The sequence below is a fragment of the Candidatus Kaiserbacteria bacterium genome, assembly GCA_017134395.1.
Classification (GTDB): Bacteria; Patescibacteriota; Minisyncoccia; order Phycocordibacterales; family UBA2100; genus UBA2100.
In genome coordinates this window covers 516,827-530,417 of sequence record CP070993.1, presented here as the reverse complement: position 1 = coordinate 530,417, position 13,591 = coordinate 516,827, and the positions used below count along the sequence as shown (strand labels likewise).

General features: G+C 42.5%; 15 protein-coding genes. 12 read left to right on the top strand and 3 right to left on the bottom strand.

Translation table 11 applies throughout. The annotated features are described in order from the left end of the window. Positions 1–19: 19 nt before the first annotated feature. Entirely contained in the window at positions 20–601 is a 582-nt protein-coding gene (locus tag JXR01_02775; GenBank protein ID QSH39206.1) for an alpha/beta hydrolase, read from the bottom strand. A gap of 153 nt (positions 602–754) precedes the next feature. Here JXR01_02775 and JXR01_02770 point away from each other — a divergent pair, with 153 nt between their 5' ends. The 8 genes from JXR01_02770 to JXR01_02735 all read left to right on the top strand — a co-directional run bounded on the left by JXR01_02770 (position 755) and on the right by JXR01_02735 (position 7,834). Beyond that, positions 755–2,926, top strand: a complete 2,172-nt coding sequence (locus tag JXR01_02770) for a polyribonucleotide nucleotidyltransferase (protein QSH39205.1) — start codon at positions 755–757, stop codon at positions 2,924–2,926. Further along, entirely contained in the window at positions 2,880–3,875 is a 996-nt protein-coding gene (locus JXR01_02765; GenBank protein ID QSH39204.1) for a hypothetical protein, read from the top strand. Before JXR01_02770 ends, JXR01_02765 begins: the two co-directional genes overlap by 47 nt. Before the next feature lie 77 nt (positions 3,876–3,952). Then, positions 3,953–4,300 carry a TraR/DksA C4-type zinc finger protein gene (locus JXR01_02760; GenBank protein ID QSH39726.1) on the top strand — a complete coding sequence of 116 codons (348 nt, stop codon included), beginning with the start codon at positions 3,953–3,955 and terminating at the stop codon, positions 4,298–4,300. A 143-nt stretch (positions 4,301–4,443) separates the two neighbouring features. Continuing rightward, positions 4,444–5,973, top strand: a complete 1,530-nt coding sequence (locus JXR01_02755; GenBank protein QSH39203.1) for a YifB family Mg chelatase-like AAA ATPase — start codon at positions 4,444–4,446, stop codon at positions 5,971–5,973. A gap of 172 nt (positions 5,974–6,145) precedes the next feature. After that, complete coding sequence (locus JXR01_02750; GenBank protein ID QSH39202.1) at positions 6,146–6,439, top strand: hypothetical protein; 294 nt, start codon at positions 6,146–6,148, stop codon at positions 6,437–6,439. Between the two features lie 31 nt (positions 6,440–6,470). Then, entirely contained in the window at positions 6,471–6,803 is a 333-nt protein-coding gene (locus JXR01_02745) for a nucleotide pyrophosphohydrolase (GenBank protein ID QSH39201.1), read from the top strand. Further along, positions 6,790–7,269: an ATP-binding protein gene (locus JXR01_02740; GenBank protein QSH39200.1), complete on the top strand. Its 480-nt coding sequence runs from the start codon at positions 6,790–6,792 to the stop codon at positions 7,267–7,269. The genes JXR01_02745 and JXR01_02740 overlap by 14 nt, the downstream gene beginning before the upstream one ends. Positions 7,270–7,273: 4 nt before the next feature. Beyond that, complete coding sequence (locus JXR01_02735) at positions 7,274–7,834, top strand: hypothetical protein (GenBank protein ID QSH39199.1); 561 nt, start codon at positions 7,274–7,276, stop codon at positions 7,832–7,834. A 130-nt stretch (positions 7,835–7,964) separates the two neighbouring features. On the opposite strand, the gene JXR01_02730 is transcribed toward JXR01_02735, so the two are convergent. Further along, complete coding sequence (locus tag JXR01_02730) at positions 7,965–9,191, bottom strand: M23 family metallopeptidase (protein QSH39198.1); 1,227 nt, start codon at positions 9,189–9,191, stop codon at positions 7,965–7,967. Positions 9,192–9,264: 73 nt separating this feature from the next. Here JXR01_02730 and JXR01_02725 point away from each other — a divergent pair, with 73 nt between their 5' ends. From JXR01_02725 to rsmA, 3 genes are read left to right on the top strand one after another with little or no spacing between them, the layout of a single operon-like run. Next, positions 9,265–11,211, top strand: a complete 1,947-nt coding sequence (locus JXR01_02725) for a UvrD-helicase domain-containing protein (GenBank protein ID QSH39197.1) — start codon at positions 9,265–9,267, stop codon at positions 11,209–11,211. A gap of 1 nt (position 11,212) precedes the next feature. Then, positions 11,213–11,434: a DUF1653 domain-containing protein gene (locus JXR01_02720; GenBank protein ID QSH39196.1), complete on the top strand. Its 222-nt coding sequence runs from the start codon at positions 11,213–11,215 to the stop codon at positions 11,432–11,434. Beyond that, positions 11,431–12,204: a ribosomal RNA small subunit methyltransferase A gene (gene rsmA / locus JXR01_02715; GenBank protein ID QSH39195.1), complete on the top strand. Its 774-nt coding sequence runs from the start codon at positions 11,431–11,433 to the stop codon at positions 12,202–12,204. Before JXR01_02720 ends, rsmA begins: the two co-directional genes overlap by 4 nt. A 2-nt stretch (positions 12,205–12,206) precedes the next feature. Here rsmA and JXR01_02710 read toward each other — a convergent pair whose 3' ends face one another. Beyond that, positions 12,207–12,569 (bottom strand): hypothetical protein, encoded by a 363-nt coding sequence (locus JXR01_02710; GenBank protein QSH39194.1) that lies wholly within the window; start codon positions 12,567–12,569, stop codon positions 12,207–12,209. A 49-nt stretch (positions 12,570–12,618) separates the two neighbouring features. On the opposite strand from JXR01_02710, the gene JXR01_02705 reads away from it, so the two are divergent. Continuing rightward, positions 12,619–13,536, top strand: a complete 918-nt coding sequence (locus tag JXR01_02705) for a hypothetical protein (GenBank protein QSH39193.1) — start codon at positions 12,619–12,621, stop codon at positions 13,534–13,536. Positions 13,537–13,591 lie beyond the last annotated feature (55 nt).

The following is a 13,591-nucleotide window of genomic DNA, read 5'->3' as shown; positions in this document are numbered from 1 at the left end:
GCCTCACGGCCGCTTTTTCTTATGCTTTTTTAACATTTTCAAAAAGCTCTGGGAAATCTGGCGTCAGAAAATGACCTCTTTCGTCAAACTGCAGAAATTCTGCCTCTGGTAACAATTCATATAAATGTACAGAGTCTTCGTAGGGAACAAGTGAATCGTCTTTAGAATGATATAGGTACACCTTTGATACTTGCTTTTGTATGTTACTAACCATCTCTGTTAATCCGAATCCTCCAGCCCCGTCAAAAGCAGGTGCTACTAAGTGAAGGCTCTGTATATTTTTAAGGAGAGTATTCTCTGAAAGATACTGAGCTAAAAATGTAGCACCAAGTGAGTGCCCAACAAGAGTAACTCCGTCTTCTAAATAAGGAATGTACTTTTCAAACCACAATTTCCATTCAAGGTATTTTGCATTCTTGGGACTAGGCATATGCGGGCGAATAATACTCCAATCAGCACCAAGAAATTCTTCATACCGGTCCCGCCACTTTTGAACGGGTGTCACATTTACATCATCTATTTCAGACGCCTCAAGATACTTAAAGTATTCCTCGTACGAATCAAACCATTCACCTCCGTGTATGTGCACCAGTTGTTTCATACAAAAAGTCTAACACACCGTTTGAGTTACAGTGAGAATTTGATAGAGTTCGAAGTAGTTATAAATAATTGTGGTGTTTAGATCACAGTGGTACACATATTTCGAGCAAGCATTGTGTAATACTGAAATTTAGGCATCACGCAATAATGACGTATGCAAAAAAAAGAATACTCAATTGAGGTAGGAGGCAAAACCCTTACTGCTCAATTTACAGACTTAGCAGACCAAGCAAGTGGTTCAGTGATTTTACGGTATGGCAGCACTGCTGTTATGGCAACGGCTGTTATGGGTGGACAACGTGACGGCCAGGATTGGTTTCCATTATCGGTAGAATTTGAAGAAAAATTCTACGCAGCTGGTGCAATCCTAGGAAGTCGTTTCCAGCGCCGCGAAGGGCGACCTTCAGAAGAGGCGGTGCTTTCGGCGCGTGTTGTAGACCGAACCATCCGCCCACTGTTTGATCAAACATTACGTCGTGATATTCAGGTAATTGTAACTGTCTTAGCAATCGACGAAGAAGATCCTGACGTGCTAGGAGTTATTGCTGCATCACTTGCATTAAGTACATCCGACATCCCATGGGACGGCCCAGTGAGTGCAGTTCGTATCGGGCAAGTAGCAAATGACGAGACATTCATTATTAATCCTTCCTACGCACAGCGAACTTCGGATGTTGAGATTCTCGACCTCTTAGCATGTGGTCAAGATGGAAATATCAACATGGTAGAAGTTAGCTCAAAAGAAGTTCCTGAAGAACGTCTCGTTAAGGGACTCGACGCTGCTGTTGCAGTACACAATACACTCCAAGAATGGCAGAAAAGTATCATAAAAGAAATTGGAAAAGAAAAGCAAGAGATTCCTACACAAGAGGCAAGTGGAGCAGTTTCAACATTATTTTCGAATGAAGTTGAACCAAAAATGGGGGAATACGTATTCGGTGAAAAGGGAGCATACGCATTAAAGAGTGAATGGATGACTTTAGTAAAAGAACAACTACCCGAAGAAGCAGCTAACGCTGCTGCATACTTTGAAATACAAGTGGACAAGTTCGTACACGTAGAAGCTCTTGAAAACGATCGTCGACAAGATGGACGGAAGATGGACGAAATTCGTGACCTTTACGCACAAGCTGGAGGAATATCTGATCTTATTCATGGAACAGGTATCTTCTACCGTGGTGGTACTCACGTTCTTTCCGCACTTACTCTTGGCGGCCCCGACGATGCACAGCTTATGAATACCATTGAATTCCCAGACTCGAAGAAACGATACATGCATCATTACAACTTCGCGCCGTTCTCTGTTGGAGAAACAGGGCGTGTTGGTGGATTTAATCGTCGAATGATAGGTCACGGTGCGCTCGCTGAAAAAGCACTTCTTCCCGTATTGCCAAGCAAAGAAGATTTCCCTTATACCATCAGAATAGTCTCTGAAACAATGGCAAGTAATGGTTCTAGTTCGCAAGCAAGTGTGTGTGGTTCTACCTTAGCTCTGATGGACGCAGGTGTTCCCATCAAACGTCCAGTAGCAGGTATTGCAATGGGTATGATGAGTGACACGAAAGGGAACTACAAAATACTTACTGATATACAAGGACCAGAAGACCACTTTGGCGATATGGATTTCAAGGTAGCTGGAACAAGTGAGGGTGTAACTGCAGTACAAATGGATGTAAAGGTAGCAGGAGTAACAGTACCTGTACTTGCTGAGGCATTTGCTCAAGCAAAGGTAGCACGAATGCAAATCATGGATGTTATGCTCAAAGCAATCTCGGAGCCACGTGCTGATATTAATCCACGCGCACCAAAAATAATTTCATTACGAATCAAGGAAGACCAAATTGGTCTTGTTATCGGCCCAGGAGGAAAAACAATCAATGGTATCAAAGACCAAACGGGAACAACAGAAATATCTATTGAAGATGACGGTTCTGTGTTTATAACAGGACAAAACGGTGCTGCAGAAGAAGCTGCCAAAATGATTGAGGAACTAACGCATGAATACGTAGCAGGGGAGAAATTCGACGGAGAAGTAACACGAATAATGGACTTCGGGGCATTCGTGCGTATCGGGGCAAACACAGAAGGCTTGGTGCATATATCAGAATTGGCTCCGTTCCGTATTAACTCAGTCGCTGATGTAATAGCAGAAGGTGAGCGTGTTCCTGTTATAATCAAAGAGATTGATGATAAGAAACGTATCAACCTATCTATAAAAGATGTTGATCCAAAATTTGCATCAAACAAGGGCGTTATGCCACCAACTTCAAACGAACGTCATGCCTCAGAATCAAAACCAAAAACCGACGGAGAAAAACGAAGCTAGTGAACCTACACAAGGAACACCTGAGCCTCTAAAAGCTGCGCCAGATGTGCAGAAATCTGAGAGCATACGTACGCAAGCACCCTCAAAAAACAAAGCGATTGTTCATACATTTAAAGATGACATACAACACCTGGTGCGCGACCAAAAAACATCTCTAACGCGCATTGCAGCAATGGAGAGCAACCGACGCGCAAAAGACGGCCCCAGAGAAGAAATAGAAGAGGAACCAAAAAAAACGATGGTGATTGTTTTCCTAGCTATTTTATTCGTTATCATTGCATCTTTATTTGCCTTAGGTTCATATTATGCGTACCGTCTTAATACAGCCCCTCCTACAACACAGCAAATTACCTCATCCTTTATCTTCATCGAAGCGCAAGAGCGAGTTGATGTAACCGGAGTACGAGCTCGAAATGTAATAGAATTGCTCGCGTCAGTACGAAGAAATACTTTTTTCTCACTTGGTTCAATGGTAGAGCTGTACCTCACCGAAAAGATTTCTGAAGAGGATGAGCAGGAAACGATAGAACGACTAGGTTCTAGAGACTTTTTAGAAACCATTCAAGCACGAGTTCCAATAACCTTCCTACAGACACTCGCGGAAGACTATGTACTCGGTATCCACGTTCTTGACGAAAATACACCATTCCTTTTGCTTACCACTCGCTCATATGGACATGCTTTTGCAGGCATGCTCGCGTGGGAAAAAAGTATTGAGGAAGATTTACTTCCTCTCTTTAGTCCTCGTTCATCATTTGTAAAACCAGCAATCGCAGCAGGAGCAAACATCTTTGAAGACACCGTCATAGACAACATCGATGTGCGTATATTGTATGACGAAGACGGTGTAGCCCGTATAATGTATGCTTTTATCGGGCATGACGCCATCGCTATCACAACTGACTCTCGAACGCTTACAGAACTTGCAGATAGAGTTCGTGTCCGCTAATTAAACCGATTTCGTCAAGATATGTTGCAGATTTAGAAAATAGTGTATAGTAGTCCACTATGGTAGATTCACGAACAATGAAGAAATTAGAAGAACGCCTCAGCCAAGAAAAGGCGGTTCTTGAGATTGAACTTTCTGATATTGGAAAGGTTGATCAATCGAACCCCCGAAATTGGGAAGGTACGAACGGCGATTACGAAACAGGTACAGCCGACGCTGCAATACTTGCAGACCGATTTGAAGAAAAGACAACAAATAACGGTATTGTTACTGAACTTGAAACACGTTTTAATAACATCACAGACGCTCTCGCACGCATCAAAAAAGGCACGTACGGAGAATGTAACGAGTGTGGTGAAAAAATCCCTCTCGCACGCCTCGAAGCAAACCCCGCTGCAGCAACGTGTGTTGCTCACGCTGACTAAATTGGTCACTAAACAGGGCTTACTGAAGCCAAAATGAACACCTCATCCGCCAGCTGGCGGATGAGGTGTTCATTTTTGTTGTATATATTCTAAGTTTTAAACACTCTGCTCTTTCTTAGTTTTGAATACGGTATACTCATACCATGTCCTTTGCTCAAGTTTTTAGTGCGCAAACATCACTCCTTTCTGCACATATCGTTACTATAGAAATTGACCTCTCAAAAGGTCTCCATGCGTTCTCGGTAGTTGGACTACCCGACAAAGCTGTCGAAGAATCTCGCGACAGAGTAAGTGCAGCACTAAAAAATGCTGACTTTGAAAAAAGTTCTAGTTTCAAAGCGCCAAAACACAACAACATGAAGATTGTAGTGTCTCTTGCGCCAGCTGATTTAAAGAAAGAAGGTCCTTTATTTGATGTGCCAATTGCCATCGCCTACCTACTGGCAAGCGGGGAACTGGAGGCATCAATCGAGAAACTTCTTTTCTTTGGTGAGCTTTCATTGGATGGAAAAATCAAAGCAACAACTGGCGTATTGCCTCTGGTACAAAAAGCACGAAGCGAAGGCTTTAATGCAGTCTTTGTACCAGAAGAGAATGCAGCTGAAGCAGCGCTTATCGAGGGTATTACTGTTTTCCCTACAGCCACACTTTCTCAAATTGTTTCTCACTTACGTGGCACAGAAGAAATAACTCCTTTAAGCAACTCACCACACACAGTACCGTATACACCTGAAAATCATCTCGAGTCTATACGAGGCCAAGACCATGCAAAGCGTGGCCTTACTATCGCAGCAGCAGGTGGTCATAACATCGCTCTTTTCGGTCCTCCTGGGACTGGTAAAACAATGCTCGCAAAAGCGCTCTGTTCCTTATTACCTAATTTACCTCACGACATAGCATTAGAAGTAACAAGTATTCACTCAATCGCTGGGACTCTTACAGAAACTATTGTACAACGCCCACCATTACGAAGTCCTCACCACACCGCAAGCTATGTTTCGCTTGTCGGTGGTGGCACTATACCGCGCCCAGGGGAGATAACGCTCGCTCACCGTGGCGTCCTTTTCCTTGATGAGTTCCCAGAATTCGATAAACGGGTCATTAATGCACTGCGCCAACCATTAGAAGACAAAGTGGTTTCTATAACGCGTGCAAAAGGTTCTGCTGTGTTTCCGTCTGATTTTATTCTCATTGCAGCGCTTAACCCTTGTCCGTGTGGCTATTACGGGAGCACTAAATGTACGTGTGCACCTGCTGCACTCCAGCGGTATCAGCAAAAGCTATCAGGACCTATAATGGACCGTATAGATATGTGGATTGAAGTTGGTGCAATAGAGCACAGTAAACTATTAGAGAAACCGAAAAAGAATAATGAATCCGATATTACGCGCAAAAAAGTTGCAGACGCCAGAACAATACAACTAAAACGCTTCAAGAAACCAAAACGTCTTAACAGCGGCATGACTCCAGCAGGACTAAGTCACCATGCGCCACTTTCAAAAGAGTGTGCTGATATTCTTAATAACGCTGCAACTAAAATGAATCTCTCACCGCGTGCGTACCATCGCTGTATAAAACTAGCTCGCACCATTGCCGACATTGAAAAGTCCGCCAATATTAACGAAACTCACATTCTTGAAGCACTTCAATATCGACCCAAACAAGAGAGATAAACCGCCAGAGTGCTGGCACTCTGGCAGTTTATTAGCGACTAATCGCTAAAATTTAGAAAGCCCAAGAATATATCAGTTAACTGATATATTCTTGGGCTTTACACTAGATAGGTGCTGGGTATACAATCAAAACTAGCGTCGTACCTTAAAGACTTGGAGAAAGGAGGTCGTTGTGTCTACATTCACTGTTAACACAAATGACAGTTACTTCAAAGAGGCTGTTGCCGAAGTCGAGAGAGACTACCTGTGTACGATTGACGTTGGGAAAGCAGAGCTCATTATCAACGAAGTCTACAGTCACCGCAAAGGTGAAACGGGTTCCGCATTTAAGGCCCTCGTAGAAAAAGCTGTTAGAAAATATTCGTTTATTTTCTTCCAGTATCGCTGGTATCTCTTGGTTGCTATGCGTTACTTCAACAAGAGGTCTGTTGCCACAAGAAAACGCCGTGCAGAAAGCGTCAGATAGCATTCGTGCTGTCTGGCGTTCTTTTTTTATAATGATTCTATATACTGTATGTATGTTAAAAGATGCCCAAAAAAGTGTAGACAACCTCGTGAAAGGACTTGAGCCTCCGTACTGGCCGCCGCTTTCACAATTTGCACGCCTTAGTGAAGAGGTGGGGGAGGTCGCACGACTTCTTAACCATATGTATGGGTTAAAGCCAAAGAAAAAAGAGGAGGCTGAGCAGCAACTTGGCGAAGAACTGGCTGACGTACTCTTCACTGTCGTATGCCTTGCTAACTCCCATAACATCGACCTTGATATCGAATTTGAAAAAGCACTCGATAAATTACGAGTACGCGACAAAGATAGGTTTGTTAAAAAGTAAGATGCAACCAACACTATTTATATTCACTGGATTACCCGGTACAGGGAAAACTACTTATGCCAAAACTCTCGCAGTAGATACTCACGCGAAACTATTCTCACTTGATTCAGAAATGCACAAGCGCTACGGGGATGACCACCACGTTGATCTTGAAATTCGCGAGCAGGCAACTAAAGATGAACTTCTTCCTGAAATACAATCCTTGCTCTCAGCTGGCACTTCGGTAATACTCGATTACGGATTTTACAAGCAAAAAGAACGGGAGAAATATAAACAAATCGCTGAACACATCGGCGTACCTTCGAGAATAATGTATTTCACAGCGCCCTACCAAACACTTTTGGAGCGAATAGGGAAGAGAAATGAGGAAGAAGATAACATTCACCATATTGATAAAGAGATTTTAGATATTCTCATTGAAAGATACGAGGTTCCTGAAGGAGATATCGAAACAATTGAAACATAAAAATATGGAGTACAACCCTATTAAACAAAGGCCCTATCTTTGCACCGCGGCATGCATAGAAATGATACTCGATAGGCGTAATATTGAACATGATGCTCAAGAAAATATTGCATGTTCTCTTGGCTTAATAGTGCCTGAAGAAAAAAGTTCCTTATATGCTTGTGCGACAGTATCGAATACGCGCCCTAAGTCTGGGTGGGGAACGCAAGTGCAAAAAGAGAAATACTCTATAAATAATTATTTCCGCACAAACAATATACACCTAACTGAAACCTATAGAACTTTAAGCTCGATACAAGACGTAGCAGATTTTATTAAAATAAACCTAGAGAAAGAGAATGATATATTAGTGTGTTTTAACAATCTTCCTCTTGATCCTTCAGGCGGTAATTGTGGTCACGTAAATATCATTGAAAGTATCAATGGTGATCAAGTAGTGTTACTTGATTCTGATATATTTTATCCACGAAGAACTGTTTCTCTTGCAAAACTAATTAAAGCTATTGAATTACATGGCGTAAAAAACAGGGCTGGTTTTTGGATTATATCTAATACAAAAAATTAGACTGAAAAAAGTTGGAAAACAAGATGCAGAACGAGGCGTGTACATAAAATTAAAAGAACTGTATTGAACATACAGTGATTGCAATTTTATGTAACACAACAAAGTGCTGCGCTTGTTTTCCAACTTTTAACTAGAATGGGTTCTTCGCACCACGTATCTCAAAGTGAACATGTGATCCAGTTGAACGTCCTGTCGAACCTACATACCCGATAACTTGTCCTTGTACGACACTCTGTCCTGAGAACACTTGGTTTCGTGAATTGTGTGAGTACAGTGTCTGTGTACCATTAGCATGTTCGATAACAATATATTTTCCATATCCTCCATTCCATCCACTTCCCTTGGAGATAATTACTTTTCCTGCTGCTGAAGCAAGAATTGGAGTTCCTGCAGGTGCTGCAAGGTCAACTGCGTTATATCCATGTATACCCTGTGTTTTAGTTCCTCCATTGATTGGTCGGATATAGAAACCACTGTAGCTAGGTACGTTTGATGTCCCGCGTGGGCGTGAGGTTGTTGTTGTATAGCGGCTTTGTGCCACTTTTGCAGCCGCTTTTGGCGCTGCTAATTCACCATCTGGGATAATCACTTCCGTACCTGCAACAAGATGTTCCGTTGCTGAGAAACCATTATATTCAACAGCTTCCTCTATGTCGCCACCGTACTTATCAATAATATCTTTCAAAGTTCCTCCGTTCTTTACTGTGTATTTAATTCCAGTCACTGGTAAAATTACCAACTCTTGCCCAGGTTGTATCGCTTCACTACGTGCAATATCGTTACCCCATCGAATCGTGTTGATGGATACGTCAAACATCTGTGCAATGTCACCAAGAGTGTCTCCTGGGCGAACAATGTAAATACTAATTTGTCCGTTATTTTTGTAAGAACTGCCTTCGTCAACGTCTGCAAGAGAACCTGCTGGACCAGATGCTGGTAAAAGCGCTGAGTCATTTACGATTGTTATATCTCCTCCACCTTTTGATGGATTCGGGTCAATGTTCTGAGCAGCACGGGGGAGAGGAATAGTTTGTGAATTGTAAGTAGCGTGTGCAGTGTATGCAAGCGTTGGAGAAAACGCTGCGAAGACATTACTGAAGAAGCCCGCGTGTACTCCGGTTGGGAAAACCATCGATATCACGACCACAAGAAACACGGCGTTACGCCACATTGTGGTTGATATTTTTGTCATCTGAACCTTTACGTAACTACGCAAACTAGGATCAGAATCCTGATCTGTAGATAAAATAAGCCTAATTAACGTGCCCGTACCGTTTTGTACGGAATAGGGTTCCGCATCAGTCGCAAACCCCCTATATACACTGTAACCACTACGAATAAGTCCGCAATAGCTCATTTATACTACTGTGGATAGACTCAGAGTCAAGGACTCTTCGTAGCCAGAGTGTGGCATGGTATAGTGCCCATTTATGGCAGAATTTGAGCTAAATCCACAACAAAAAGAGGCGGTTGCACACGACAGCGGCCCTCTCATGATTCTCGCTGGAGCTGGAGCTGGAAAAACGAGAGTCATTACACAAAGAATCTTAGAGTTAATCAAAAAAGGGACGCCTCCGGAGAAAATATTGGCTGTAACGTTTACCAACAAGGCGGCCAAAGAAATGCGCGAACGAGTACTCGCCATGATAGATGCTGACGTTGATATAAACCGTCCTGTTTCGGCACGAGCGACAGGTCTTGCAAGCCCCTACGTTTCAACATTTCACTCTTTAGGAGTTTCTATCTTGAGAGAGAATGCTAAAGAACTCGGTTTAAAGAGGCACTTCACAATATTCGATAGAGCAGACAGCATACGCGCGGTAAAAAATGCACTAAAGCAGCTCGGTCTTGACCCAAAACAATTTGAACCCCGTGTCATGTTAAGTGTTATTTCTCGACACAAATCCGATGGGTTAAGCACCGATACATACCAGCCAGACGTCGGTGACGTAAAGCGCCATACGCTCGGCAGAATCTGGAAAGAATACGAAGCGCGTCTCAAAAAAGAAGGGGCTCTTGATTTCGATGATTTGCTTTTGCGTACCTACATATTACTCAGAGATAACGCAGAAATTCGAGAACGCTACCAAAAACGTTGGTCCCATGTGCATGTTGACGAATATCAAGATACAAACCGTGTTCAATTTGCTATTACACAACTGCTCGTAGACGAAAAAGCAAACATTTGTGTTGTCGGTGATATCGATCAAAATATTTATTCATGGAGAGGCGCGAACTTAGCAAACCTTTTAACGTTCGAGGAAGAATTCCCTGGAACAAAGCTCGTACTTCTTGAGGAGAACTACCGATCAACCCAAAATATTCTTGCTGCCGCAAATATCATCATCGAAAAGAATGTAAAACGGAAAGAAAAAACGCTGTATACAAAAAACGAAGCAGGGGAGCTGCTTAGTTTATATAGTGCATATAGTGAAGATGACGAAGCACGATTCGTCATGCAAAAATCTCAAGAACTTATCGACTCTGGAGTGGAACCGCGAGAAATTGCAGTGCTGTACCGAGCAAACTTTCAATCACGTGCACTTGAACAAGCGTTTATGTTTGCAGGAGTTCCGTACCAAGTGCTCGGGACACGATTTTTTGACCGAAAAGAAGTGAAAGACGTATTAAGTTATATCCGAGCAGCTCTTAACCCAGATTCCCAAGGAGATATTGCACGCATTGTAAGTACACCTCCACGCGGAATCGGTAAAATGACTCTTTCAAAAATGTTTGAAGGCACAGAACACGAACTTTCTCCAGCGCTACAAAAAAAGGTGGCTGAATTTAGAGCTGCTCTTAAAGCTATACGAGACAGTGCTGTATCAGAAAAACCTTCAGAAACCATTCGGTTTACCGTACAAAAAAGCGGGCTAGAGATGAAATTACGTGGTGGAACAGAAGAAGATCGCGAACGCTTAGAGAACATAAAAGAACTTGCGACGTTGGCATCAAAATATGACGAGCTCTCTCCTGAAGAAGGTATCGAAAAACTACTTGAAGATGCGTCACTTGCCACAGACCAAGATTCCCTTGTAAAAAACCACAACGCAGTAAAACTTATGACAGTACATGCATCTAAAGGTCTTGAGTTTGATTATGTATTTTTAGTGGGACTTGAGGAGGGCCTCTTCCCACACGAGAAACTTGATCAAAATACTGACGAAGAAGAGGAGCGGCGACTGTTTTATGTTGCCCTCACTCGCGCACGAAAGAAGATTTTTCTTACTCATGCAATTATTCGTACCATCTTTGGATCTCAGTCTATGCAAACAGCATCACAATTCATTGATGATATAGGCGAAGAATATATCGAAAGTTCCGACGAAGGTCACACGCCACCACACGAAAGAAAAATAGATTTGATAGACTTCTAACATGGAAATCGAGCTAGGAAAGTATCGACATTTTAAAGGAGGGGAGTATGAAGTTATTGGCGTAGGTCGTCACAGCGAAACGCTTGAAGAACTTGTGTTCTATCGCGCGCTGTACGAAAGCAAAGAATTCGGTAAAGACGCACTCTGGGCACGACCACTAACACTCTTTACTGAAACGGTCATGCATAATGGTGAAGAAGTCTTAAGATTCAAAAAAGTATGAAAGCAAAGAAACATCTTGGTCAACATTTCTTAACTTCAAAATCAGTGTTGAAAGACATGTTGTCTGCCGCACAAATAACAAAAGACGATACCGTCCTAGAAATAGGACCCGGGAAAGGAGTTTTGACACAAGCGTTGCTTGAAACTGGTGCTACTGTTATCGCAGTTGAGACAGATGCTGATATGATTGAGATTCTTGAAGAAAAATTCGGAGAACATGTACAAAATAAACAGCTTAAAATTGTTCACGAAGACGTACTTACATTATCACTAGACGACTTAATTACTGGTGATTACAAACTCGTTGCTAATATTCCATACTACATAACCGGCGAGATTATTCGTCGTTTTCTCACTGCAGATAAACCGCCGCTGTGTATGACGTTATTGGTTCAAAAAGAAGTGGCACATCGCATTGCTCGCGATACAAGGGAGAGCATACTAAGCATATCAGTTAAAGTGTTCGGACAACCACGATATGTGACTACTGTTGCGGCGCGCTATTTTAGCCCTGCACCGAAAGTAGATTCTGCTGTCTTACATATAGAAAACATTTCAAAAAAATTCTTCACTGGAATTTCAGAGAACCACTTTTTCAAAATAGTAAAAAGTGGTTTTAGTAGTAAGCGTAAAAAGTTGGTGAACAACCTCGCTCAGTTTGGCACAAAAGATACAATTATCGATACGCTTGAAAGCCTTGGCTTAAGCGAAAATATTCGTGCGGAAGAGGTGCCATTAGAAAAATGGAAAGAACTTGCGTCTATCTTGTAGACTCAGCTCGTACCTACCATTGTCATAATAACCCCGGGAAATACCACGAGGGGAAACGGGAAGACTATACAAAAATACGGTGGACCAGCAAGGCCGAGACCGTATTGCCCAGAACTAGACGGTGGACCATTGTCGTATGTGCGCGTGCTCGGCGTCCAAATAAATGTCCCTCCACGCGGACCACTCGTTAACGTCCAAATAACGGCATTGAAACAGGGGATTACTGTTTGGAATTGCCCACCCCACTCAAACGCCTGCGTGCGTTGTGGCGTTGCAAGAAAAGAAAGTGATGTCGCCACGAATAGTGCGATGCCAACTACCAAAACGACACTTTTTTTAGGAAAATAGTTACGTGTTCTGCTCATGCGCACATAGTAGCATCATTACATTATTCCAATAGGGTATACTGTGCGCATGGATCGCGCGCGCCTCATTATAATCCTTTCTGTTCTTGTTTTTATAGTCGCAGGTGTTTTGGGTACTTCGATATGGTTTTTACCACTCACGAGCGAAAAAAATATTACTCCTACCACTCCTACGTACTTTTCTTTCTCAAGTACTGATACGTTATTTACAAGTTTGCAGCAGAAACCACAGATAGAACCAGTAACCATCGATCCAGAATCTCTGGAGGAACAAAAGGTGGCAATACAAAAAATTATTCAAACATGGGAAGAACGCCCAGGTTCACAGGACTTCCGTACGACCCTCGAAACGCTTGATGCTTCAAGTACAACACCAACTGAAAGCGAAGAAGTCTCATCGCTTTTTAATACGCTTATTGGGTCTTCATTGCTCGATACGCTAGCTCAACAAAGCGACACAGATACATTTTCTGATGAGCCTATTTGGAGCGGTAACTATTCCAAAACAGTCCCTATCGTTTCAGAAGACGCTCCCTCAAAGATACAGGAGGAATTCCGAGTATACGGTAACGAACTTGCGACATTACTTAATGCGTTTAACCTCTCCCAAGGAGATCAGACAAAACTTTTGAATATTTTTATTGAAGATCGGGAAAATACTGAGCAGCTCAAACGACTCACCGATGGATACTTACAGCTTGCAGCTAACATTGCAGATCTAGAGGTTCCAGAACAACTACAGAACGCGCAAACGAACCTAGTTACCTCATATACATTGGTAGGGGAGCTATTATGGGACCTCACTCTCGCAACTGACGATGAGAGCCTTATGGAAAGAATATTAATCTATAATATCGCGTCAGAAAAAGTCGCCAAAGGGCACATAACACTCGTAACTCTATTCAAATCATACGGAGTTGTATTTAAAAATCATGAACCTGGACGTATTTTTACGTTTACCCTATAAATCCTAACGTGTCCCCAATTTGTAGGGTTTTTTGAGCACTCGATACGCCCTACCT

Bases quoted from the DNA above. Each gene is read 5' to 3' on its own strand.
- JXR01_02770 (QSH39205.1), top strand. From the start codon at position 755: ATGCAAAAAAAAGAATACTCAATTGAGGTAGGAGGCAAAACCCTTACT.
- JXR01_02720 (QSH39196.1), top strand. From the start codon at position 11,213: ATGGAAATCGAGCTAGGAAAGTATCGACATTTTAAAGGAGGGGAGTAT.
- JXR01_02765 (QSH39204.1), top strand. From the start codon at position 2,880: ATGCCTCAGAATCAAAACCAAAAACCGACGGAGAAAAACGAAGCTAGT.
- JXR01_02725 (QSH39197.1), top strand. From the start codon at position 9,265: ATGGCAGAATTTGAGCTAAATCCACAACAAAAAGAGGCGGTTGCACAC.
- JXR01_02755 (QSH39203.1), top strand. From the start codon at position 4,444: ATGTCCTTTGCTCAAGTTTTTAGTGCGCAAACATCACTCCTTTCTGCA.
- JXR01_02760 (QSH39726.1), top strand. From the start codon at position 3,953: ATGAAGAAATTAGAAGAACGCCTCAGCCAAGAAAAGGCGGTTCTTGAG.
- JXR01_02775 (QSH39206.1), bottom strand. From the start codon at position 601: ATGAAACAACTGGTGCACATACACGGAGGTGAATGGTTTGATTCGTAC.
- JXR01_02705 (QSH39193.1), top strand. From the start codon at position 12,619: ATGGATCGCGCGCGCCTCATTATAATCCTTTCTGTTCTTGTTTTTATA.
- JXR01_02730 (QSH39198.1), bottom strand. From the start codon at position 9,191: ATGAGCTATTGCGGACTTATTCGTAGTGGTTACAGTGTATATAGGGGG.
- JXR01_02735 (QSH39199.1), top strand. From the start codon at position 7,274: ATGGAGTACAACCCTATTAAACAAAGGCCCTATCTTTGCACCGCGGCA.
- JXR01_02710 (QSH39194.1), bottom strand. From the start codon at position 12,569: ATGAGCAGAACACGTAACTATTTTCCTAAAAAAAGTGTCGTTTTGGTA.
- JXR01_02745 (QSH39201.1), top strand. From the start codon at position 6,471: ATGATTCTATATACTGTATGTATGTTAAAAGATGCCCAAAAAAGTGTA.
- rsmA (QSH39195.1), top strand. From the start codon at position 11,431: ATGAAAGCAAAGAAACATCTTGGTCAACATTTCTTAACTTCAAAATCA.